The organism is Neisseria sp. 83E34, assembly GCF_001308015.1.
Classification (GTDB): Bacteria; Pseudomonadota; Gammaproteobacteria; order Burkholderiales; family Neisseriaceae; genus Neisseria.
The window spans coordinates 108,588-133,226 of the sequence record NZ_LGYH01000003.1 but is presented as its reverse complement, the minus strand read 5'-3'; the positions used below and the strand labels follow the sequence as shown (position 1 = coordinate 133,226).

Here is a 24,639-nt window from a genome sequence, read left to right as displayed (position 1 = left end):
TGCCGTCTAAAAATTTTCAGTATATGCAAAACACCAAAATCCACTACAACATGCCGTCTGAACCCCTTTCAGGCAGCCTGCCCCTCCACTCAGATAAACCAAGCCTGCCTGAACCCCGCAACCGCTACCGCCTAACCAAACTCGGCGAGCAAATGGCGCGTTTGCCCATCGACCCGAAAGTCGCCCGCATTCTGCTGGCGGCGCAAAAGCACGACTGTATGGCGGAAATACTCGTTATCGTGTCCGCTCTGTCGATCCAAGACCCGCGCGAACGCCCGCTCGAAGCCCGCGAAGCCGCCCAAAAGGCGCACGAACGCTTTACCGACAAACAGTCCGACTTTCTCGCCTACCTGAATATTTGGGACAGCTTCCAGCGCGAGCGCGATAAAGGTTTGTCCAACAAACAACTGGTGCAATGGTGCCGTCAATATTTCCTCTCCCACCTGCGGATGCGCGAGTGGCGCGAGCTGCACCACCAGCTTGCCGACATCGCTGTGGAAATGGGTTTGACCACCAAAGAACAGGCTTTCAGACGGCCTCCTGCACAAGAGCAACTGAGGCCGTCTGAAAATACCGGCGACCAAGATTTATCTGCCAAACTCAAACAAAAACAACTGGATAAAAAACAGCACCGCGCCCATATCCGCGCAGCCAAAGAAGCAGGCTACGAACAAATCCACCGCACCCTGCTGACCGGCCTGATTGCCAATGTCGGCATGAAATCGCCCGACGGCCACGACTACACCGGCGCGCGCGGTTCGCACTTTCATTTGTTCCCCGCCTCCGCCCTGTTCAAATCCAAACCCAAATGGGTGATGGCCGCCGAACTCACCGAAACTACCCGCCTTTATGCCCGCGATGTGGCCGCCATCCAGCCCGAATGGATCGAGCAGGAAGCCCCGCACCTGGTGCGCTACCACTATTTCGAGCCGCATTGGGAGCAGAAGCGCGGCGAAGTTGTCGCCAGCGAGCGCGTTACCCTCTACGGCCTCACCGTGCTGCCGCGCCGCCCCGTCGCCTATGGCAAAGTCGCCCCCGAAGAAGCCCGCGAAATCTTTATCCGCGGCGCACTCGTGGCGCAGGAGTGCAATCTTCAGACAGCCTTTTTTATCCACAACAAAAAACTGATTAAAGAAATCAGCGAGTTGGAACACAAATCGCGCAAGCAGGACGTGTTGGTGGACGAAGAGGCCTTGTTTGAGTTTTACAACCAGCGCTTGCCACAGTTTTACGAGCCGTCGGAAACCGTAGGTCGGGTATCCCTGCCCGACAATACAGGCCTGTCTGAAAACACAAGCCAGATTCCCGTATCCGACAAAACCAAAACCGTAAGTCGAACATGCCAGCCCGACAACTCCACCCCCGTTTCAGACGGCCTTTCAGGCAGCCCGAAGCACACAGGCCGTCTGAAAAAACCACTCCCCATCGCCGACATCCGCACCTTCCAAAGCTGGCTCAAAACCGCCGAGCGCGACAACCCGCGCCTGCTCTTCCTCACCCGCGAAGACCTCATGCAGCACGCCGCCGCGCACATCACCGAAGCCCAGTTTCCCCACCATTGGCAAAACGCAGACGGCAAATTCAAACTCAGCTACCGCTTCGAACCGCACCACCCGCTCGACGGCGTCACCCTCACCCTGCCGCTCACCGTGCTCAACCGCCTCCACGCGCCCGCGCTCGAATGGCTCGTGCCCGGCATGTTGCGCGAAAAACTGCAACTGCTCATCAAAGCCCTGCCCAAACAAATCCGCCGCATCTGCGTGCCCGTGCCCGACTTCATCACAAAATTTCTAGAAAGCAACCCCAACCGCCAAGAGCCGATGATTCCCCAGCTTGCCCGCTTTATCGCCAAAACCGCCGGCGACATGCGCCTGCTCGAACAAATTGACCAAGACGAATGGAGCGCATTCAAACTGCCCGAACATTGCTATTTCAACCTGCGCATCATCGACGACGGCGGCCAAGAGCTTGCCACCGGCCGCGATTTAGCCAAACTCCAACAAGAGCTCGGCCAAGCGGCCGCCGTAACCTTCCGCGACAACACCCAAGAATTCGAGCGCGACAACCTCACCAACTGGGACATCGGCACGCTACCTGAAAGCATCAAATTCGCCCGCGGCAAACAACAGCTCACCGGCTACCTCGCCCTGCAAAAAGAAAAAAACAACACCATCGCCCTGCGCCTGTTCGACACCCCCGAGGCCGCCGAACAAGCCCACCGCCAAGGCGTGATCGCCCTCATGCAGCTCCAGCTCAAAGAGCACATGAAAGATTTAAACAAAGGCATACCGGGCTTCACCCAAGCCGCCATGCTGCTCAAACATATCAGCGCCGACACCCTGCGCGACGACCTTACCGCCGCCGTCTGCGACCGCGCCTTTATCGGCGATGATGAATTGCCCCGCAGTGAAAAAGCCTTTAAAGAACAAATTAAACGCGCCCGCAGCCGCCTGCCCGCCGTTAAAGAGGCACTGAGCCGCTATCTGCAAGACACCGCCGCTGCCTACGCCGAACTCAACGGCAAACTCGGCAAACACCCGCTTACCCACCTACTGCGCGAACGCACCCAAACCCTGCTGTCCGCCGGATTCGCCAACAGCACCCCCTGGAGCCAATGGCCGCGCCTACCCGTCTACCTCAAAGCCATGACCCTGCGCATGGAAAAATACAGCGCCAACCCCGCACGAGATGCCGCACGCGAAGCCGATATTCAAGAGTTGGAACAGATGTGGCAAGAAAAAACAGACGGCTTGCTGAAACAAAACCAACCCGTTTCAGACGGCCTGAAGATGTTCAAATGGCAAATAGAAGAACTGCGCGTGTCGTTGTTTGCACAGGAGTTGAAGACGCCTAGTCCGGTGTCGGTGAAGAGGTTATTGAAGGAGTGGGAGAATGTCAAATAAACACTGACAACTTTTTAAAGGTAGAATCTCATAGATTTAAAATCACTAGGACAACACCCATGAACAAGTTAGAAACGAAAATTACTCATTCGGGAGTACAAAATCATTTCAAAAATACAGAGCCTGAACAAGCTATAATTGAACTAGCTTGGAACGGTTTCGATGCCAAAGCTAAAAATGTTGATATTATTTTAACTAGAAGTGAACTGGATGCTTTACAGGCAGTAACAGTGCTTGACGATGGGACTGGTATCGATATAGATAACATTCAGGATAATTTTGGTAAATTTAATGATTCTTCCAAAAAAGACAATGTTGAACAACATGGGTCTCGTGGTAGAGGACGCTTGGCTTTTCATAAGCTTGCAAACAAGGCTGATTGGTACACAAAGAATAAATTTGGTAAGCAAGCTAGGATTAGCATTAATAGTATCGACCTTATCCAATGTCCTTGGATTGAATTACAAGATACTACTCAACATTTATCTTTAAAAAATAAAAATACTGGAACATGTGTTGAATTAAATGAAATATTTCCGAAGATTAGTATAGATAATAAACAATTAATAGAGAAACTGTCTATTGAGTTTGGTTGGTTCCTTGCGCTACATGATACACATACCCTAAAGCTTGGCTCTAATGTAATTAAAGCGCCTTCACATGAATTATTTACTCATCAAATCTTAATTGATGGACATAAATTTGAGGTTAAACTTTTTTTATGGGATAAGAAGCCTACATCAGAGAAGTCATATATTTACCTTTTGAATAGTTACGATAAAGTTGTTTATAAAAAGTTGAGTAGTTTTAATAAAAAACCTGACTTTTACATCAGTATATATATTATTTCAAAATGGGCTGATAACTTCTCGACTCACGATAATGATTTATTATCAGAAAAACCTATTTACACTCCATTGTCAGAGACATGGAAAAAAGTAGAGAGTGAATGTACTGAATTTACAAGGAAAATATACAATGATTTTCTAAAATCTATTGTTGAGGAAAAAATTGCCCAATTCGAAAAGAATGGTATCTTTCCCGACTATAAAGATATTTTAAGTATTGAACAAAAAGAATGGCGTAAAGAAAACACTAAACATTTGGTACGTGAATTATATTTGGCAGATCCTAAAATTTTCAGTAATTTAAATAAAAAGCAGCAAAAAATTATTATTCAATTACTTGATAGATTATCCATTTCAAATGAAAATGATGGATTAATTGATATTATTGAAAATGTTTTAAACTTAGATCAAGAGAACACTAAAAAACTAGCGCAACAAATTTCCAAATCTAAACTAGAGCATATTATTAGCACAATAGAAATTTTGCAACGTAGAGAAAATGTTGTTCATAAATTAAGAGAAATTATGAATCTTCATTATAAAGAAGTTTTGGAAACTCCTGACCTTCAAGGAATTATAGAAAATAATACCTGGTTGTTTGGAAATGCCTATGAAACTATTGGGGCAGAAGAAGATAATTTTACAAAAAATGCTTATTCTTTGAGGAATAAGGTACCAGATATTTTTAGGAAAGTAACTCAAGAGGATTTAGATGGTGAAAATCTTGATACAGAAGAACTAGAAGGAATTCAAAGGCAAGTAGATTTATTTTTAGCACGAAAGGTTCCATTTGTATCGCCAACAGGAAAAAAATTTTTTAGATGTATTATTATAGAAATTAAGCGTCCCTCAATTGCTTTAAACTATACTCATCTAAGACAGTTAGATGACTATAAAAGGATACTACAAAATCACCCTGAGTTTAGTAGTGAAAATTTATATTTTGAATTAATTCTTATTGGTAGAAAAATATCAAGTTCAGATACTGAAATTCGTGGACGCATTAATTCTTTAAAAAATAAACTAGAGCCCGGTTTGGTAACGGATGACGATAGATTTAAGTGCTACGTAAAAAATTGGTATTCATTATTAGATGAATTTGATTTAATAAATGGTTATTTATTAGAAAATCTCAAAACTCGGCGAGAAAATCTTGGTAATTTTTCTGCAAAAGACCTAATTACAGATTTACATCAAGAATCCCTATAATATAGCCAGCGTAGCCTGTATGTAGGGTGTGTGCCATCGGCACACACGCGTTGTTTGGATTTCCAGCAACTGCGTGCGTGGCTTGCGCCACACACCCTACCAGTCATGATACAGTAGTTGATCTGTGGGAATTAAGGCCGTCTGAAAATGCTTGTACATCAAGTTTTCAGACGGCCTGGCTAGAATGGTGCTTTTGATTAATTGGAACAATAAGAGAGGAACTATGGCCTGTTTAACTATGCATAGTGTGGAGTCCGCGCCTGAGGCGGCAAAAGCCCGTGTGGAAACGGCTCTGTAAAACAACGGCTTTTTGCCGAATCTGATTGGCGTGCATTCTCGAACCTTTCTTTTTGCGCATCAATTGGCACAAACGCTATAAATTGCCAAGCATTTTTAAGTTCAACCGAATATCATCAATGCCTGTCTGAAAAGGTTTTCAGACAGGCATTTCCAATACGCTTTTGGCTGCTTCCACGCCCCAGTAAGCGGCTTCTTCAAACACCGAATAGCCGCTCAAATCGCTGTGGGCAAACACAATCCGCGAGCGGTGGCTGCGCAGGACGTGCAGCAGCGGGCGGTTGAGGTAGCCGGGTTGGGGCACGCTCATGCCGTGGCCGCGCACGGTGATGTCTGCATGCTTCACATGGTTTAAAACGCGTTTGCCGTAGGCTGCGGTTAAGTCTTTTGCGGCATAGTCGAGCAGGGTTTGATCGGATGCTTCGAGCAGCCATTGGCGGATGCGTTGCGGGGTTTCGTGGTTGAGCGCATCGTAAGTGGTGAACACGGTTTCCTCGGGCTTGGCGGTGCGGATAAACTGATTGGTCGCCACCACATAGCCCAAGCCTTTGCTGCCGTAAACCACGTTATCCCAAGCAAGTTCGCACCCGCCTGTTTCCTGCGGGAAGCGGCGCATCACGAAATTGGCCACCAGCCACGGGGCGTATTCAGACAGGCCTGTCTGAAAACCGTAATCGGCCGCCCGCTCCAATATTCTGGCTGCTACCATTAAGGGCATGGCGCTGATGACGCGCTTGGCATACACGGCAACGGTTTCGCCACTTTGGTTATGCCGCAGCCACACTTCCGCATGGTGTTCGGTTTCTTTGATTTTCACTGCGGAGGCATCGAATGAAACGGGTTGGGGAAATATCATCGTCGGGGTATCGGGCAAACGCGGCAAGGGTTGCAGCTTGGTGTGTTTGCGCAGGGCTTCGGAAAGGTGCGCCAAGCCGTCGGGCCAGGTAAGCACGGCATCATCTTCGTTGCCGCGCGCGGCAAAATAGTGCAATCCGGCAAAGGCGGAAACTTGCGCGATGCCCTGCCCGTAATCGTCGCGGCAGCAATAATCGAGATACCACAGCAGCGTGGGCGAGCGATAGTTTTGCTGCGCCAGCCATTGGGCGAAAGTGAGGCGGTCGAGCTGGCGCCAGTTTTCGTCTGCCGAAGACAAGGCTATGGGGATGGCGAAGAGTTTGCGCCCGTCGCTGCCGCGGGCGGTTTTGATTTGGCGGATAAAGCCGAAAAAGCGGCGGGTGTCGGCATCGTCTTTCGGAATCAGGTGCTCCTGCCATTTGCCTTGGTAAAGTAAGCGCTCTTGCGGGGCGTAAACCAAATCGGTTTCGCGGTAAACCGGCTTGCCGGCTTGATTGAAGCCTTCGATGATGCCCAAGTCGGCCAGCATTTCGCACACATAAACGCTTTCTTGGGATGGCAGTGCAAGATAGTGCGCGCCGGTGGGTGCACCGAGTTTTTGCCCGGTGTAATAGCCTGCGTTGTTGCCGTTTCGCTCAAAGCCTTCGGCCAGCAAAATATTGCGGTGCCCGTTTTTTTCCAAATACCACAAGGCGCTTAAAGCCGCCGCGCCGCTGCCGAGAATCAGTGTGTTGCAATGATAGGTTTTGGCCGGTGTTTGAAGCAAGGCACCGTCGCGCAGCAAATGCCCCAGCGGCAGGCCGACACGGTTGACCTGTATGCTCGGCATCGGGTTGAGGCGGCGGTGTATCAGCCATGAAGCGGACGCGGCGGCGGTGAGCGCGGTGGTATAGCCGAGAAACTGGCGGCGGGTGGATTTCATGTTTCAGACAGGCATATGAAGAATAACGGCATTATATAACCAAATAACTGAATCACCGGATGGCTGTTTATGCTGAAGCTATCCGGTGATTCAGTTATCGGATTATTTAAAATTTGCTCAAGCCTCGGGCTTAAACAAAGTTGCTTATTGATTTAGATAAGATAAAGGATTCACGGCTTTGCCGCCCACGCGCACTTCAAAATGCAGCTTCACGCGGTCGGTTTCGCTGTCGCCCATGGTGGCGATTTGCTCGCCGGCTTTTACAGTTTGGTCTTTCTTAACCAGAATCTGATCGTTGTGGGCATAGGCCGTTAAGGTGCTGCGGTTGTGGCTGATTAAAATCAGTTTGCCGTAGCCGCGCACGCCCTCTCCTGCAAACAATACTTTGCCTGCTTCGGCCGCACGCACCGGCGTGCCGCGTTCGCCTGCAAAATCAATGCCTTTGTTGGTGGTGCCGTTGTAGTTGGCAATGATTTGGCGGTTATCCACCGGCCATTTCATGGGCATAACCGTATTGGTGGGCTTCACTTCTTTAGCGGCAGGTACCACACTGCTGCCACTCTGGTCGGCTTTATCGCTGACTTTCAGCACTTGCCCCACTTCTATGCGGGTTGGGTCAACCAGGTTATTCCATTTAGCCAAAGTGGCGGCGCTCTGACCAAAACGCAGGCCGATACGGTAAAGGTTATCACCGCTTTGTACGCGGTAATAGCCGGGCGGCACCGGGCCTTTGGTATTGGGCGCGCCCACACAGGCTGCGGTTAATAAAACAACGCCTGCTAAGGCGGTATTCAAAAATCGTATAAAAATGGCATTCTTTTTCATAGTGCGCAAAGGATAAACAAATTCGTCGCTTTTGGTGCTTGCTTTACTTTTTTTTACGGCAAAATAATGCAAAACTGTTTCTTGAAAACAAATGGTTTTGGCGTTATGTTACGGGTTCATGCAAACAAGGAAATATTACATGCACTATTTCGGTATCGTATTTTTGGTGATGCTGTTTTTGGAAATCATGTCCATCGTTTGGGTGGCTGATTGGCTGGGCGGCGGCATAACCCTTTTGCTGATGGTTGCCAGCTTTGCGCTCGGAATTTTCATGCTCCGCCGCATGGGCACGTCGGGCGTGTTGCTGGCGGCGGCTGCGATGCGCACCGGCGGCAAAGTTTCGCTTTACCAGCTGCTTTGGCCGATTCGCTATGCCGTGGCCGGGGTTTTGCTGCTCAGCCCGGGTTTTGTTTCGATGTTGGCAGCGGTCATTCTGATGCTTCCTTTTAAAGGCAAGCCCGTGACCGATCTGGGCGGCAGCAACAGCAATATGGACGAAGGATTTACTTATACCGCACACAGCCGCCACGGTAATCAAGATGATGTGATTGAAGGCGAATACACAGTAACCGACGGCCCTGAGAAAAAAAATTCGGTTGATTATTTGGAAGATAAATCGAAATAAGATTCTATGCCTCTCAACACTAATGCCTGTCTGAAAAGTTTCAGACAGGCATTGTTAATCTCTCAGGCAAGCTTTTATTTGGCTTTTTCTTCCGTAATAAACCCTACCTTCGATACACCGGCATCTTTAGCGGCATTCAAAGCCTGAACCACCGCATCATAAGACACATCTTTATCCGCATCAACCGCTAAAACCACATCGGTATTTTTAGCTTTGGCTTCTTTCAAAACATCATCCAAATCAGCAAGAGCCGTTTCTTTTTCTCCCAAGAAATACTTGCCATTCACATCAATCGCCAAGCGTAAAGGCTCTTTCGATTCATCTTTAGGTTTGGCCGCTTCTGAAGCCGTAGGCAACTGAATCGGAATCGAGTGGGTTAACACCGGCATGGTAATCATAAACACAATCAACAGCACCAGCATCACGTCAACCAGCGGGGTAACGTTCATATCGGCCATCGGCGATTCATCTTGGCCGTAACCGTGTCCAAAATCTTTCACCGTTTACTCCTTGCTATTCAAAATCTGAACATGCAATTCGTGCGCAAAAGCGTGCATGTCTTGGCCCAATTTTTTATTGCTGCGAACCAAAAAGTTATACGCCAAAACCGCAGGAATCGCCACAAACAAACCAAACGCCGTAGCCACCAACGCCTCGCCAATCGGGCCGGCCACCGCAGCAATACTCATCTGCCCGCTGTGGCTGATGTTAATCAAGGCATGGTAAATACCCCAAACGGTACCAAACAGGCCGATAAACGGTGCAGTTGCACCAATCGAAGCCAAAGCCGTCATGCCGCCTTCAAACTTGCGCATAATCATGCCCATCTTATGGTGAATCTGGCGCAACATAAATTGGTTAAACGGCAAGTGGGTAGACAAATCCTGCGAATTGCCGCTGTGATAAAGCTTATTCGCACGCACGGCATCCTGAAGCAATTCACCCATTGGCGAGCCGTTTTGCGCCGCCATGTTTTCCGCATCCTGCCACGATTTGTTGGACCAAACCGCATCATGAATCTGTGCATTCGCAGATTTCGCTTTCATCAATTTAACGGCACGCACAATGATAATGGTCCACGTTGCGATACTCATCAACACCAGAATCATAAACACCGAAATCAAAACGGCATCGCCCGATTGAAAAACTAAAGATAAATTCATAATATTTCCGTTGCTAAAAAATAAACCAAATACTGTTTCAACTTAATTTGGGATGTTCAGACAGGCATTTCAGCCTGCTCCGTTCGATGCCTGCTTACCGGCTCAGCCGGAAAGTAACATTACCGATATACACACCCGGACCGCTGAATTTACTACTCCCGCGCACAGTGCGTTTCGCTTCATTATCCAAACGCGAATAACCGCTGCTCTTAACGACTTCAACTGTTACACCGCCGCCCGGGCTGACCGTAGCTTTCAGGCGCACCGTTCCTTCTTCTCCGTTTTCTTTCGAAATACTCGGATAATTCGGCACACCGAACGAGCCCACGTTTCTCACGCCGCCCGCTCCGCTACCGCCGCCACCGCCTCCATCTCCTTTTCCACTACCTGAGCCGGAGCCGCTGCCGGAACCTTTTCCACTGCCGGAGCCTGAACCGCTACCCGACCCACTGCCCGAACCTTGACCGCTTCCAAAACCGGAACCTGAGCCGCTGCCGGCCTCAGATTTACTCCCTCTACCGGAAGAACTTCCGCTCGGTTTTTGTTGATATTCGCTGGCACTCGGCTTAAATACCTCACGTTTACTCGGCTGAGGCTCTATTGTTTTTTCCGGCTCAAATTTTGGCTCTGGTTTTACCTCTTGCTTAGGTTCCGACTTCGGTTGAGGTTTAGGCTTTGTTTCAGGCTTCGGTTTCACTTGAAAATCTGCATCGTTATTTTGCGTTTTCACCGTAGCAACTTTAGGCTTGGGCGCTTCTACTTTTTTCTCCGCCCGCTTAGGTTCCGGTTTAGGCTTCTGCACCGGCGGAGGCAGTACGGGCTTAGATTCCGGCGACACCTTTTCCACAACAGCAGCTTCACCTTCTCCACCGCCCAAACCGCCCAAATCGACAAATTCGATCTCCATAATTTCCATTGGCTTAGGCGGCACCATTTCCCATAATGCAGCAATCAAACCCACATGTAAAAGTGTGATAACCGTCAAAGCTGAGGGTATTAAAATTCGTTCATTTTCCATAGGAAATGGATATTAATAGCAACCATTTCTATTTGCAAATTATTTTCATTGTTTTCTGGAAAAAACCCCTTTATCTCATTAATGTACCGTCAATTCATCGATTTATTCAGTTAGGACGTTACGCTGAATATCATACAAGGCGGTTAACAAAATGGGAGTTGGCCGCTCTTAATGCCAACTTCGTTGATCCCTTTAATTAGGGGCTAAACCCAACCACACCGTTAAAACATGTTAACTGCTTAATTTTAAAATGCCTGTCTGAAAATTTTCAGACAGGCATTTTAGTATTCGAAAAGCCAATAGTTAAAAAGCATTAACCATATAATTAAAAACCAAACTATACGATAATTGTTTCTCGCTTATTCACAATATTGCTCTTCTAAGTATGATCAACCCGATTCCCTATTCACATTTTGCTGTTTGTGCAACTTGGGCAAACTGATCATTACCCATTTTACACGCTTGAGCCTGTTGGTCAGCCGGCAACTCAAGCAAGCCTTTTTTAGATTCTTCCAAACCGGCTTTTACAGCCTCAATTCCGGCGCCGCCTTTAGCAAAGCATTTTTCCATACGCTCAAAATAAGCTTGGCACTCAGGCGCCAGATTTGCCGTGCTTTCAGTTACCGCACCGGAGGCAGCAGGAGCATCCGCCTTCTTTTCACCACATGCGGTCAATGCAAACGCCATAGTCATAACAGCTAATAATGATTTAGTCATATTCATAAACTTTCTCTCTCTTTAATTAAATTCTTGCCCGATCATGAAATTTGGGCTTAATTGAAACTGGTTACTTTGTGTTATATCGGCACTTCAGCTTATATAACACCGACCCGATTCTAGCAAAAAGGTTTCCAAATCCAAAGCACAACAAGCTTTTTCTGTTGTTTATATCGAAACTCCTACCGTTCAAATTCAATTTACATACGTTTATTCAACAGCACCTCGTTTATTTTTTGAGCATTCACGCCCATATTTTACTTTTGCGCCTTGAGTGGAAGCATGATTTATTCTAAAATAAACCGCTTCTAAAACATTTAAACCGTTTTAGCTAAAGCACGTCACACAACTTGATTACGGGTTGCGAAACGTGTTTTTTTTCAGCCGTTATCGAGCCGCTTGGCAAACCTTCTCGGCCAAGCCGCATCAGATTCATTAAAGATTAAACAGGAATCCATCATGACAACCCCCGCAATCTTGGTTCTCGCAGACGGCAGCGTATTTCACGGTACTTCAATCGGCCATCAGGGTTCGACTTCCGGCGAGGTCGTGTTCAACACGTCCATGACCGGTTATCAGGAAATCCTTACCGACCCTTCTTACTGCAAACAAATCGTTACCCTTACCTACCCGCACATTGGCAACATCGGTACCAATGAAGAGGATGTGGAAAGCCGCTCCGTATATGCGGCAGGCCTGATTATCCGCGACCTACCGCTTTTACACAGCAATTTCCGCAGCAAAGAAAGTTTGCAGGAATATTTGGTGCGCAATAAAACCGTAGCCATTGCCGACATCGACACCCGCCGTCTAACCCGCATTCTGCGCGACAAAGGCGCCCAAGCCGGCGCCATCCTGACCGGTGCAGATGCCACTGAAGAAAAAGCACGCGAACTGATTGCTGCATTCGGCAGCATGGTCGGCAAAGACTTGGCAAAAGAAGTAAGCTGCACCGAACCTTACGAATGGACCGAAGGCGAATGGAAATTGGGCAAAGGTTTCCAGACCCCGGAGGAGCAGCCTTATCATGTGGTCGCTTATGATTTCGGTGTAAAAATCAACATTCTGCGCATGCTCGCCGAGCGCGGTTGCCGCTTAACTGTAGTGCCCGCTCAAACACCGGCCAAAGATGTTTTAGCTATGAATCCCGATGGTGTATTCCTTTCCAACGGCCCCGGCGATCCCGAACCGTGCGATTATGCAATTGCTGCTGTGAGAGAATTGTTGGAGAGCAAAAAACCTGTTTTTGGCATTTGCTTAGGCCATCAATTATTAGGTTTGGCTGTTGGCGGCAAAACCCGAAAAATGGCTTTCGGCCACCACGGCGGCAACCATCCGGTGCAAGATTTGGAAAGCGGCAAAGTTGCGATTACCAGTCAAAACCACGGTTTTGAGGTGGATGCAGACAGCCTGCCTGCACATGTTAAAGTGACCCACCGCTCACTGTTTGACGGCTCGCTGCAGGGCATCGAGCTTACCGACCGCGCGGTATTCAGCTTCCAAGGCCATCCCGAGGCCAGCCCCGGCCCGCATGATGTAGCTTATCTGTTTGATAAATTTATTGAAAATATGCGCGCTGCAAAAGCTTAATCTTTTTAGCAAGAATAGAAAATGCCTGTCTGAAAACGAGCAACGCGAGTTTCTGCGAAGCTAAAAGTTTCAGACAGGCATTTTCCGTTTTTCCAATTACCGATGAAGCGCCATATTATCTCGATGAATCAGCTCATCTTCATGTGCATAACCAAGCCGTTCGGCAATTTTGTTGGATGGTGTCTGCAAAATTTTGGCGGTTTCCTCGCTGCTGTAATTAACCAAGCCGCGGGCAATTTCTTTACCCTCTTTATTCAACACCGCAACCAATTCGCCGCGGTAAAAATGACCGTTTACTCGAATGCAGCCCACCGGCAGCAAACTGGTATGCTGCTCGGCAACCGCCTTTTCCGCGCCTTGATCAACCACAACGCTGCCTACCATCTGCACATGGCCGAGCAACCATTGTTTGCGTGCATTAATGCGGCTTTGCTCACTGGTAAACAATGTGCCGATGCTTTCGCCTTGCAGCAAACGCAACAACGCGTTTTGCTCTCTGCCGGATGCGATCACAGTGGCAGCACCGCTCAAGGCGGCACGTTTGGCAGCCAGCACTTTGGTGTACATACCCCCGGTACCTACGCTGCTGCCCACACCTCCGGCCATGCTTTCCAAATCAGGATGTGCGGCAGAAATCTGCCGAATAAACTTGGCTTGCGAATTCTTACGCGGGTCACTCTCATAAAGCCCTTGCTGGTCAGTCAGAATAATCAGGGCATCTGCTTCGATTAAGTTGGCAACCAATGCACCGAGCGTATCATTATCACCCAGTTTGATTTCATCAGTGGTTACAGTGTCGTTTTCATTAATAATGGGAACTATGCCCTTTGCCAGCAAAGTTTTCAATGTACTGCGCGCATTCAGATAGCGGGTTCTGTTGCTCAAATCATCGTGGGTCAGCAGAATTTGCGCCGTGTGTATATTATGGGGTGAAAACGCTGTTTCATATGCCTGAGCAATACCCATCTGCCCTACTGCCGCGGCCGCTTGCAATTCGTTTACCGCTTTAGGCCGCTTAGGCCAGCCCAATCTTTTAATACCTTCTGCAATGGCACCGCTGGATACAAAAACCACATCGACACCCTGATTTCGAAGTGCTGCAATTTGCGCTGCCCAGTTATCCAGCGCAGCCTGGTCAATTCCTCGGCCTTCTGCCGTAACCAAACTGGAACCTGCTTTTACAACAATCGTTTTGGCATCAGCCAGATTATGGGTTATTTTTTGCATAGTGTTATCTCTTTTCAAGAAAGACACAATTCACAAACAAACTGTATTTGCGCTTTTAGTCCTGATTTTTTGCATGCCAGAAATAGCGCCACACAAAACAGGGAAAGGCAAACACAAGATATAAACACACCACAACCGCGTAAAACTCCCAGCCCTGTGGATGCACCGTTCCTGAACGGTTTTCCAGAAAAAATGCCAGAAAAGCAGTGAGGCCAAAGCCTGCTGCGAGCTCCAACAGGTGATGGCCAAAATATTTGCGCTTCAGTTTGATCACACCAAACCAGCGTTGGGTTAAAAACGGAGCATTGGCAAAAATCAGCGCCAATACCAAAAGAATATACATAGATGCGTTCATAGATCCGTGTGCTTTGCGTGTTCAGGCAGGCATTGTTCAAGTTAACCGCCCAAACAATACAATGCCTGTCTGAAATATCTTAAATAAGACGTTATATTAACAAAAACGGCAACCTAATGGTTGCCGTTTTATTTTCAGACAGGCATTATTTTTTACTGCATGGACACAGCCTGACGAACAGCAGCAATACACCATTGCATCACGCTGTCCGGCAACACGCCCCACAACAACAATAAAAATGCATTAACGGATAACAAAGCTTTTACCGACAAACCACCTTCAACAGGACGCTCAATTTCCGCTTTCTCAAAATACATCACTTTCACAACACGCAGATAGTAGAATGCACCAATCAGCGACATCACCACAGCAAATACAGCCAACCAGACATGACCCACACCAAGCATGGCATTAATTACTGTGAACTTCGCATAGAAGCCCATCAGCGGCGGGATACCGGCCATTGAGAACATGGTCAACAACATCAGAAAAGCATACCAAGCATTACGCTGGTTCAGACCTGCCAAATCATTGATTTCCTCACATTCATGCTCTTCGTTAGAAAGCAGCATCAACACGCCAAACGCTACCAAGCTCATCACTATATAAGCCAGTGCGTAATAAAGCGCGGAAGCGAATCCTACCATTCCTGCAGTAAACGCCAGCAAGATAAAACCCATATGTGAAACGGTTGAATAAGCCAGCATGCGTTTGATGTTGGTTTGCATAATGGCAGCCAAATTACCAATAACCAACGAAGCCACAGCCAAAATAATCAGCATTTTGCTCCAGTCGGCAGACATGGTATCCAAACCGCCCACCAAAATACGGAATGCAAACAGCACAGCTGCAATCTTTGGTGCAGTACCCACCAACGCGGCAACAGAAGTTGGCGCACCTTGGTAAACATCAGGCACCCACATATGGAAAGGAACTGCGCCCAGTTTAAACGCAACTGCGACCACGACGAACACCAAGCCGAGCTTCAACAACCATGGTGAACCGCCCACCATATGGGTTTGCGCCAAAATATCTGTAAACGCGAGCGAACCTGTCGCACCATAAACCATAGAAATACCATAAAGCAGCAAGCCCGAACCTAAGGCACCCAATACAAAGTATTTCAAGGCAGCCTCGGCAGCATTGGCAGAATGGCGACGCAAAGCAATCAAAGCATAAAGTGCAAGCGAAAGAAGCTCCAAACCGAGATAAGCAGTCAAGAAATGAGCCGAGCTCACCATAATGCTGGTACCGGCAAGCGCAAACAGCGACAAGGTATAGAATTCACCTTTAAAAATACCGCGCGCTTGGTTATAAGGCTTTGCATACACAAATATTGCAAACACAGTGGCATACATTACCATTTTTGCCAGTTGCGACATGCTGTCTGCAACATAAAAGCCATTGAATGCCAATGTGCTTGCAGGCGACCATACCATATATTGTGCACCGGCAGTCAATACTAAAGTCAGCAAACTCAGATAATGTGTGATTTTACGATTAGCATCACTAATCCATAAATCCGCCAGCAACACGATAAATAATGCCGAAAGCAGCACAATTTCAGGCATGGCGATATTTAAATTTAAATCAGTCCAGTTCATTCACACACCTCAAATCTTACTTTGCGCTACTTGTACAATCAAATCATTCGCAGCTTGATGTACGACTTCAATAAAAGGTTGCGGCCACAAACCCATACCCAGCACGGCTACTGCCAAAATCGCCAAAATAGCGAACTCTCGGCAATTGATGTCTTTCATCTCTTTGACTTCCGGGTTCTTGATTTCACCGAAAATCACCCGTTTATACATCCATAAGGTATAAGATGCACCGTAAATCAAGGTAATGGCAGCCAACGCTCCCACCCAGAAATTCACTTCCACAGCACCCATGATTACCATAAACTCACCTACGAAGCCCGAAGTAGCAGGCAGGCCGGCATTGGCCATGCCGAAGAGCATCATAAAAGCAGCAAACTTAGGCATCACGTTTACCACACCGCCGTAATCGGCGATATTGCGGCTGTGCAAACGGTCATACATTACACCGATACACATAAACATAGCAGCCGATACAAAACCGTGGGAAATCATCTGCACAATCGCACCTTTCAGGCCCCAGTCGTTCAATTCACCCAAATTAGCGCCGGAAAACATGCCGCTGAACAGAAAAATACCTAATGTTACAAAGCCCATGTGGCTAATGGATGAATACGCCACCAGTTTTTTCATATCGGTTTGCACCAAAGCCACCATACCGATATAGATCACCGCAATCAGGCTGAGCACAATAATTACCGGTGCAAAATAACGCGAAGCGTCTGGCAGAATCGGCAGGATAAAGCGCAAGAAACCGTATGCACCTACTTTCAGGGTAATCGCTGCCAACACCATAGAACCGCCGGTAGGCGCCTCAACGTGCGCATCAGGCAGCCATGTATGTACCGGCCACATCGGCACTTTTACTGCAAACGACAAGAAGAAAGCAATAAACAAAAGTTGCTGAATACCCAAAGGAATATGCTTCAGATTTTGAAATTCTACAATTAAGAAGCTGCCACCCGCTTGATATGACAGGTAAACCAAAGCAACCAGCATCAGCAGCGAACCCAGCAAAGTATATAAAAACAACTTTACGGAAGCATACACCCGACGCGGGCCACCCCACATACCGATAATCAGGTAAAGAGGGATCAACATGCCTTCAAAGAACACGTAAAAGAGAATGGCATCTTGCGCAGCAAAAGCACCGTTAATCAGCCCTGACATGATTAAGAATGCCGCCATATACTGTGCCGGGCGCTTCTGAATCACTTCCCAACCCGCCAATACCACCATCAAAGTAATAAAAGCATTTAGGATAATAAACAGAACGGAAATGCCGTCGACACCCAAGGCATAATTAATGTTCAAGATAGGAATCCAACTATGGAATTCGGTAAACTGGTAACCGCCGCTCAACCGATCAAATTGCGTGAACAGCGGGAGTGTTACCAAAAAACCTGCCAGCGAACCTACCAAAGCAAGAATACGCGCCAAGCCCGCACGCTGGTCTGATCCTGTCGCCAAGACCAGCACACCGGCAATTATCGGCACCCAAATTGCCAAGCTGAGTAAGTTATCAAACATATTCGTAACCTGTTATTCTAAAATTGAATTCGTACCATTACTTCACAAACAGACCCCAAAAGAAGGTCACAATCAGAACCAACACACCGAATACCATAAATGCGGCATAAGTGTAGATAAAGCCTGTCTGAAATTTACGAACCTGAGCAGCAATGCCGCCAACCAACTTCGCACTGCCATTAACCAAGCCATTATCAATAATGGCCGTATCAATCGCTTTCCAGAAGAAGTTACCCAATGCGCGGCTGCCTTTGGCAAATACATTGAAATAAATCACATCAAGGTAGTATTTGTTGTCCAGCAGTTTGTAAATCGGGCTGAATGCAGAAGCAATCTTGGCCGGCAGATGAGGCGCTTTCACATACAGGAACCACGCCGCTACAACACCGCCGATTGCCAAATACAGAACCGGGGTATGCAGGCTATGTGAAACCATTGCCAACGGGCCGTGGAAGGCTTCTTTCATTTGAGTCATAACCGGATGCGCTTCATGATTCACATGAATTACATCTTTAAAGAAGTCGCCATACAGCATCGGCTCAATGGCTACATAACCGATCATCACTGAGGGAATCGCCAACAAAACCAAAGGCAGGGTGACAACCCAAGGGCTTTCATGCGGATTATCGTTTTTGCCCAAGCCGTGGTGGTGTTCGTCATCGTGGCCGTCTGAATGGTGATCGTGATGGATTTCACGCCATTTTTCTTTGCCATGGAATACCATGAAATATTGGCGGAAAGCGTAGAAAGCGGTAACAAATACGCTGGCCAACACGGCAAAGTAAGCAAAACCGCTGCCCGGCAAGTTGCTGAAATGTACGGCTTCGATAATCGAATCTTTTGAATAGAAGCCGGCAAACAGCGGAGTACCAATCAGCGACAAATTACCAATAAGCATTGTAATCCATGTAATGGGCATATATTTTTTCAAATTACCCATATGGCGCATATCTTGATCGTGATGCATACCGATAATCGCGCTACCTGCTGCCAAGAACAGCAAGGCTTTAAAGAAAGCATGGGTCATCACATGGAACATGGCGATTGAGTAAGCAGACACACCCAAAGCCACGGTCATATAGCCCAATTGCGACAAAGTCGAATAAGCCACCACACGTTTGATATCGTTTTGAATAGTGCCCAAAAAGCCCATAAACAGCGCAGTGATCGCACCTACCACCATAATCACACTTAACGCAGTAGTAGAAAGCTCATAAATCGGCGACATGCGGGACACCATAAACAAACCTGCCGTTACCATGGTTGCCGCGTGAATCAATGCAGAAATCGGCGTAGGGCCTTCCATAGAATCAGGAAGCCACACATGCAGCGGAAATTGTGCCGATTTACCCATTGCACCAACAAACAGCAATAAACAAGTTACGGTAATTAAATCCCAACCGAAAATCTGCATGCCGACCACATTGGGCAAGTAAGCAAACACATCTTGATAGCGCAAGCTGCCGCCGAAATAAGCCAGCACCAAACCGATGCCTAAGATAAAACCGAAGTCACCGACACGGTTGACCAAAAAGGCTTTCAAGTTGGCGAAAATAGCACTTTCACGCTTGAAGTAAAAACCGATCAGCAGATAAGACACCAAACCCACTGCCTCCCAGCCGAAGAACAATTGAACAAAGTTATTGCTCATCACCAACATCAGCATGGAAAAAGTAAACAGCGAGATATAGCTGAAGAAGCGTTGATAGCCTACTTTCTCATCGTGCATATACCCAATGGTATAGATATGTACCATTAAAGAAACGCTGGTAACCACCACCATCATCATGGCGGTTAAGGTATCTACCAAGAAACCGACAGAGAAATCAACGCCACCCATGGTTAACCATGTGTACACATTCTCATCAAATTTGGTGCGCGTGCCGTCAATAAAGCCCCACAACACATAGCCGGACAGTACGGCAGAGATTGCCACGCCGAGAATCGTTACCGAATGAGCGCCTGCACGGCCGATTTTGTTGCCGAACAAACCGGCCAAAAGCGAACCGGCCAAAGGAATCAGGGCAATCGCCAGATATAAAGTCATATCGTTCATTTTTTCTTATTCTCCCGATTAGCCCTTCAAACTGTTCAAATCTGCAACATTAATCGTACTACGGTTACGGAACACCAAAACCATAATCGCCAAACCGATTGCCGATTCGGCAGCAGCCACAGTCAATACGAAAAACACGAAAATCTGGCCGGCGGTATCGCCTAAATATTGCGAAAAAGCGATGAAATTGAAATTCACGGCCAGCAGCATCAGCTCTATCGACATCAACAGCACCAATACGTTTTTGCGGTTCATGAAGATGCCCATGGCACTGATACCGAACAATAGGGCGGCAAGCACCAAATAATGCGTAATCGTAATCATGCTTTGCCCTCCTCTGCTTGGCCGTCTGAATCGTTTTCAGGTTGAGTAGGTTGCAGCACCACAGCTTCCATTTTCACCATGCGCATACGGCCTTCTTTTGCATTTACTTTTACTTGATCGGCAGGATTAATGTATTTCGGATTAACCGTTTTACGGTGCACCAAAGCAATTGCAGCCACCATACCGAGTACCAACAATACTGCAGCCAATTCAAACGGTAACAGATAAGTAGTATAAATTTGGCTACCCAAGTCACGTACGTTGCTGTAATCGGCAGGGATGTCTTTCATAGAGCCGAATGCCGCCAAATTGGTATCCGGAGCCATCAGAATCATGATTAACACCACAGCCATTAACACACCCACAGTAAACGCCACGGGCGCATTACGCCAGAAACCGGCACGCATTTCTTCGATGTCGATGTTCAGCATCATTACGACGAACAGGAACAGCACCATCACGGCACCCACATACACGACCACCAGCGTAATACCGAGAAACTCTGCCTGCATCAGCATCCACATCATGGCCGACATACAGAAGGTCAGTACCAAATATAAAGAAGCGTGTACAGGGTTTTTAGCGGTAACGGTTTTTACCGCACCAAACAGAATAACCGCCGCCAGAACATAGAACATAATCAGTGAAAAAGTCATGGTTCTGCTCCTTTAACGGTAAGGCGCGTCGGCCGCTTTGCGTTTGGCAATCTCAGCTTCGTATTTATCGCCAATGGCCAGCAGCATCGGTTTGGTGTAATGCAGATCACCGCGTTTTTCGCCGTGGTATTCCAAAATATGGGTTTCCACAATGGCATCGGTGGGGCAGGCTTCTTCACAGAAGCCGCAGAAAATGCATTTGGTCAAATCAATATCGTAGCGCGTGGTGCGGCGGCTGCCGTCTTCACGCTGCTCAGATTCGATGTTGATTGCCATTGCCGGGCATACTGCTTCGCACAATTTACAGGCAATGCAGCGTTCTTCCCCGTTCGGATAGCGGCGTTGCGCATGCAAACCGCGGAAACGCACGGATTGGGGCGTTTTCTCTTCGGGGAACATAATCGTTTCTTTGCGGGCGAAAAAGTTTTTGAGCGTAACACCCATACCTTTTACCAGCTCACCCAACAAAAAGGTTTTTACTATATTAGCCATAATTCACTCTCCCCTTATTTCCACAGCGACAAGGGTGAAATCATCCACAAACCGAGCAGCACAATACATACGAACGTTACCGGAATCAGCACTTTCCAACCCAAACGCATGATTTGGTCATAGCGGTAACGCGGGAAAGTGGCGCGAATCCACAGATAGCCGTACAAAATAAAGGCCATTTTCAGGAACATCCAAAACGCACTCGGCGTGCCGATAATGCCCCAGCTTTGCGGGAACGGAGACAGCCAACCGCCTAAGAACATGATGGCGGTAAGCGCACCGATCAAAATCATGAAAATGTATTCGGCCAAGAAGAATAAGGCGAAGGCGAAACCGGAATATTCCACATGGAAACCGGCCACAATCTCAGACTCACCCTCTGCCACGTCAAACGGTGCACGGTTGGTTTCGGCTACGGCGGAAATCAGATACACGATAAACACCGGGAACAATGCAAACCAGTTCCAAGAGAAAATCGAACCGCCCGCAATCCCTTTGGCTTGGCTGGCCACAATTTCGTTGAAGTTCATACTTCCCGAAACCATAACCACGCATACCAAAGCCGCGCCCATGGCAATTTCATAGGAAATAGTTTGTGCAGACGAACGCATCGCGCCCAAAAACGAATATTTGGAGTTGGACGCCCAACCTGCAATGATCACACCGTATACAGACAAAGAGGTAATCATCAAAATATACAGCAAGCCCGCATCGACATTGGTCAGCAGCCATTCGTCAGAAAACGGAATCACCGCCCAAGCTGCAAACGCAGGCATCAGCGACATCATCGGGCCGATATAAAACAAAGCTTTGTTCGACAATTTCGGACGGGTAACTTCTTTAAACAGAAGCTTCAACACGTCGGCAAACGGCTGGATCAAACCAAACGGGCCGGTAACGTTGGGGCCGACACGCAATTGCATATAGCCGATCACTTTGCGTTCAAAGTAAGTCAGATAAGCCACGGTCAGAATCAGCGGTGCCAAAATCAAAACGATTTTGACCAGAATCGACACAACCAAGCCGATATCATTCCCCAATAAGGATTGGAACCACTCTTGCATCATTAAGCTCCCGCCAATTCAATCGTGTTCATCAACGCACCCAACGCGGCATTTTCAGAATGCAGCGGCAGATACACCACATTTTCAGACAGGCCTTTATCGGCAACAACTGTTACGTTGATACGCTCCGCGCCCTGCCCTGCTTGCACGGTTGCACCATCTTGCAAACCCAACGCAGCCAATGTGTTGGGGTGCACACGCGCTGCCGGCACTTGCGCATGGCTTGTTGCCTGCAGCGGAGCAGAACGGCGCACAATCGGATCGGTATGGTAAATACCGACACCGCCCACACGCACCAATTGGCCGGCAGCCTGATTCGCCTGCACTTGAATATCGGCAGCGTTATTCAGTTTTTCAGACAGGCTTTCTTTATTCACCGCCTCTTTCAAAACTTGCTCGCTGCTGTCAAACTCAAAGCCTTCCAGCTCGAACACATTGCCCAACACACGCAGCACTTTCCACAACGGGCGTGAATCGGCAAAGCCTTTCACCACACCGTGGAACGATTGCAGACGGCCTTCCATGCTGATGAGGCTACCTGAAGTTTCGGTAAACGGCGCAATCGGCAACATCACATCGCACACTTCACGCAGGGTTTCGCTTTCAAACGGAGTAAACGCCATTACGCTTTGAGCTTGCTTCAATGCAGCCACTGCTTTACCGCCGTTTGCTACATCGATTTCAGGCTCCACATTCAACAACAATACGGCCTTTTTCGGTTGCGCCAACATTTCTTGAATGCTGTTGCCGCTGTTCACGCCCAAGATATCCGCGCCCACGCTATTGGCAGCCTGTGGCAAGATGCCCAGCACCGCTCCGGTAGCCGCCGCCAATTCCTGAGCGGCAGAATAAATCGCCGCATAATCAGGATGGTTTTGCACTTCGGCACCCAACACAATTGCCGCTTTCTCAGCATTTTTCAGGCTACCTGAAACAGCGTTTTCAAGGTCTTGCGCCATATTTTTCAGACGGCCTGCCCATTCGTTCGGGTGTACCGCTTCTTGCGACAGCAACGGCATGTGCAATTCTTCTTTGCTGCTCGCCATGATGCTCAACGCCATATAAGACTTGGCGGCACGGCGCAAACGGGCGGTTAACAGCGGCTGTTCTTTACGCAGGTTGGCACCAACGACCAGCACAGCATCACTATTACCTAAATCTTCAATGCCTTGGCCCAGCCATTGCGCGCCTTTCAGGCTACCTGAAAGACGGTTGTCTTGCTGTTGCAGGCGGGTATCGAAATGTTTGATGCCCAAGCCGTTGGCCAGTTTTTTCGCCAGATACAGCTCTTCTACGGTATTCATTGGGTTCGCCCAAATACCGATTTGCTCTTTGCCGTCTTCTTTGGCGATACAGTCTAAAGTTTTGCGCACATATTCCAGCGCAGTTTGCCAATCCACTTCATGCCATTCGCCGCCATGCTTGATTTTCGGCGTTTTCAGACGGCTTTCGTGATACAGGCCTTCATAAGCGAAACGGTCGCGGTCGGAAATCCAGCATTCGTTAACGGCTTCGTTTTCCAACGGCAACACACGGCGCACGGTATGGTCTTTGGTTTGCACGATTAAATTGCTGCCCAAAGCATCATGCGCAGAAATGGTTTTACGGCGGCTCAATTCCCAAGAACGGGCATCGTAGCGGAACGGTTTGCTGGTTAATGCACCCACCGGACACAAATCAATCACGTTACCGGACAGTTCGGTTTCCACCGCTTTGCCGATAAACGGCATGATTTCGGAAAACTCGCCGCGGTTTGCCATGGCAATTTCCTGCATACCGGCGATTTCTTCGGTAAAACGCACGCAACGGGTACAGTGAATACAGCGGCTCATTTCTTCCGCAGACACCAACGGCCCCATATCTTTGCCGACAACCGAACGCTTCTCTTCTTTATAGCGGCTGGACGATTTGCCGTAACCCACGGCCAAATCCTGAAGCTGGCACTCACCGCCTTGGTCGCAAATCGGGCAATCCAAGGGGTGGTTGATGAGCAGAAACTCCATCACCCCTTCTTGCGCTTGCTTCGCCTTTGCAGAATTTGTGTGCACTACCATACCGTCCGTTACCGGCGTAGCGCAGGCAGGCAGCGGTTTGGGCGCTTTCTCCACCTCTACCAAGCACATGCGGCAGTTGGCAGCAATAGACAATTTTTTGTGGTAGCAGAAATGCGGGATATAAGTGCCCAGCTCGTGCGCCGCTTCCATCACGGTCGCACCCTGCTTGACTGCAATCTGTTTACCGTCGATTTCAATTTGTAACATGGTGTGTTTCCTAGTTACGGTTTTATTAAAAATTTAAATAAGGCCGTCTGAAATACTGTTTTTTTATTTGTTGTATACGTTTACCAAGTTTTCAGACAGGC

The 24,639-nt window shown here is 48.0% G+C and carries 20 protein-coding genes and 1 pseudogene; 5 read left to right on the top strand and 16 right to left on the bottom strand.

Annotated elements, in window-relative coordinates; translation table 11 throughout:
• Positions 1-23: 23 nt before the first annotated feature.
• The 3 genes and pseudogenes from AKG09_RS04305 to AKG09_RS11875 form a co-directional block, all read left to right on the top strand.
• Complete coding sequence (locus AKG09_RS04305; RefSeq protein ID WP_082391797.1) at positions 24-2,903, top strand: DUF3418 domain-containing protein; 2,880 nt, start codon at positions 24-26, stop codon at positions 2,901-2,903.
• A 59-nt stretch (positions 2,904-2,962) separates the two neighbouring features.
• The gene (locus tag AKG09_RS04300; protein ID WP_054618244.1) at positions 2,963-4,960 is read left to right on the top strand and encodes an ATP-binding protein; all 1,998 of its coding nucleotides are present in this window, start codon (positions 2,963-2,965) and stop codon (positions 4,958-4,960) included.
• 223 nt (positions 4,961-5,183) lie between these two features.
• Positions 5,184-5,255: pseudogene (locus AKG09_RS11875) on the top strand (carboxymuconolactone decarboxylase family protein); the annotation flags it as partial.
• 141 nt (positions 5,256-5,396) lie between these two features.
• Here the strand turns inward: AKG09_RS11875 and AKG09_RS04295 are convergent.
• Positions 5,397-7,034 carry an FAD/NAD(P)-binding protein gene (locus AKG09_RS04295; RefSeq protein WP_054618243.1) on the bottom strand — a complete coding sequence of 546 codons (1,638 nt, stop codon included), beginning with the start codon at positions 7,032-7,034 and terminating at the stop codon, positions 5,397-5,399.
• A 144-nt stretch (positions 7,035-7,178) separates the two neighbouring features.
• Entirely contained in the window at positions 7,179-7,859 is a 681-nt protein-coding gene (locus AKG09_RS04290) for a peptidoglycan DD-metalloendopeptidase family protein (RefSeq protein WP_054618335.1), read from the bottom strand.
• Between the two features lie 139 nt (positions 7,860-7,998).
• Between AKG09_RS04290 and AKG09_RS04285 the strand changes: the two genes are divergently transcribed.
• Positions 7,999-8,484 carry an FxsA family protein gene (locus AKG09_RS04285; RefSeq protein ID WP_054618242.1) on the top strand — a complete coding sequence of 162 codons (486 nt, stop codon included), beginning with the start codon at positions 7,999-8,001 and terminating at the stop codon, positions 8,482-8,484.
• Between the two features lie 74 nt (positions 8,485-8,558).
• Here the strand turns inward: AKG09_RS04285 and AKG09_RS04280 are convergent, their stop codons facing one another.
• From AKG09_RS04280 to AKG09_RS04265, 4 genes are all read right to left on the bottom strand, one after another.
• Positions 8,559-8,942: a biopolymer transporter ExbD gene (locus AKG09_RS04280; RefSeq protein WP_054618334.1), complete on the bottom strand. Its 384-nt coding sequence runs from the start codon at positions 8,940-8,942 to the stop codon at positions 8,559-8,561.
• Positions 8,943-8,987: 45 nt separating this feature from the next.
• Entirely contained in the window at positions 8,988-9,647 is a 660-nt protein-coding gene (locus AKG09_RS04275) for a MotA/TolQ/ExbB proton channel family protein (RefSeq protein ID WP_054618241.1), read from the bottom strand.
• 94 nt (positions 9,648-9,741) lie between these two features.
• Positions 9,742-10,665 carry an energy transducer TonB gene (locus AKG09_RS04270; RefSeq protein WP_054618240.1) on the bottom strand — a complete coding sequence of 308 codons (924 nt, stop codon included), beginning with the start codon at positions 10,663-10,665 and terminating at the stop codon, positions 9,742-9,744.
• A 402-nt stretch (positions 10,666-11,067) separates the two neighbouring features.
• The gene (locus AKG09_RS04265) at positions 11,068-11,388 is read right to left on the bottom strand and encodes a DUF5339 domain-containing protein (RefSeq protein ID WP_054618239.1); all 321 of its coding nucleotides are present in this window, start codon (positions 11,386-11,388) and stop codon (positions 11,068-11,070) included.
• Between the two features lie 453 nt (positions 11,389-11,841).
• On the opposite strand from AKG09_RS04265, the gene carA reads away from it, so the two are divergent.
• Positions 11,842-12,972, top strand: coding sequence for a glutamine-hydrolyzing carbamoyl-phosphate synthase small subunit (gene carA / locus AKG09_RS04260; RefSeq protein ID WP_054618238.1), 1,131 nt, complete (start codon positions 11,842-11,844; stop codon positions 12,970-12,972).
• Between the two features lie 96 nt (positions 12,973-13,068).
• Here carA and proB read toward each other — a convergent pair whose 3' ends face one another.
• The 10 genes from proB to nuoG all read right to left on the bottom strand — a co-directional run bounded on the left by proB (position 13,069) and on the right by nuoG (position 24,538).
• Positions 13,069-14,199 (bottom strand): glutamate 5-kinase, encoded by a 1,131-nt coding sequence (gene proB / locus AKG09_RS04255; protein WP_054618237.1) that lies wholly within the window; start codon positions 14,197-14,199, stop codon positions 13,069-13,071.
• A gap of 55 nt (positions 14,200-14,254) precedes the next feature.
• Complete coding sequence (locus AKG09_RS04250) at positions 14,255-14,554, bottom strand: DUF2818 family protein (RefSeq protein ID WP_054618236.1); 300 nt, start codon at positions 14,552-14,554, stop codon at positions 14,255-14,257.
• A gap of 152 nt (positions 14,555-14,706) precedes the next feature.
• Positions 14,707-16,158 carry an NADH-quinone oxidoreductase subunit NuoN gene (gene nuoN / locus AKG09_RS04245; protein WP_054618235.1) on the bottom strand — a complete coding sequence of 484 codons (1,452 nt, stop codon included), beginning with the start codon at positions 16,156-16,158 and terminating at the stop codon, positions 14,707-14,709.
• 9 nt (positions 16,159-16,167) lie between these two features.
• Complete coding sequence (locus tag AKG09_RS04240) at positions 16,168-17,685, bottom strand: NADH-quinone oxidoreductase subunit M (protein ID WP_054618234.1); 1,518 nt, start codon at positions 17,683-17,685, stop codon at positions 16,168-16,170.
• Positions 17,686-17,722: 37 nt separating this feature from the next.
• Positions 17,723-19,741 (bottom strand): NADH-quinone oxidoreductase subunit L, encoded by a 2,019-nt coding sequence (nuoL, locus tag AKG09_RS04235; protein ID WP_054618233.1) that lies wholly within the window; start codon positions 19,739-19,741, stop codon positions 17,723-17,725.
• 18 nt (positions 19,742-19,759) lie between these two features.
• A complete protein-coding gene (nuoK, locus tag AKG09_RS04230) occupies positions 19,760-20,065 on the bottom strand; it encodes an NADH-quinone oxidoreductase subunit NuoK (RefSeq protein WP_054618232.1) in 306 nt (101 codons plus the stop codon).
• Entirely contained in the window at positions 20,062-20,721 is a 660-nt protein-coding gene (locus tag AKG09_RS04225; RefSeq protein ID WP_009115727.1) for an NADH-quinone oxidoreductase subunit J, read from the bottom strand. The genes nuoK and AKG09_RS04225 overlap by 4 nt, the downstream gene beginning before the upstream one ends.
• Positions 20,722-20,733: 12 nt before the next feature.
• Positions 20,734-21,213: an NADH-quinone oxidoreductase subunit NuoI gene (gene nuoI / locus AKG09_RS04220; protein ID WP_054618231.1), complete on the bottom strand. Its 480-nt coding sequence runs from the start codon at positions 21,211-21,213 to the stop codon at positions 20,734-20,736.
• Between the two features lie 14 nt (positions 21,214-21,227).
• Positions 21,228-22,277 (bottom strand): NADH-quinone oxidoreductase subunit NuoH, encoded by a 1,050-nt coding sequence (gene nuoH / locus AKG09_RS04215; RefSeq protein ID WP_040666816.1) that lies wholly within the window; start codon positions 22,275-22,277, stop codon positions 21,228-21,230.
• 2 nt (positions 22,278-22,279) lie between these two features.
• The gene (nuoG, locus tag AKG09_RS04210; protein WP_054618230.1) at positions 22,280-24,538 is read right to left on the bottom strand and encodes an NADH-quinone oxidoreductase subunit NuoG; all 2,259 of its coding nucleotides are present in this window, start codon (positions 24,536-24,538) and stop codon (positions 22,280-22,282) included.
• Positions 24,539-24,639 lie beyond the last annotated feature (101 nt).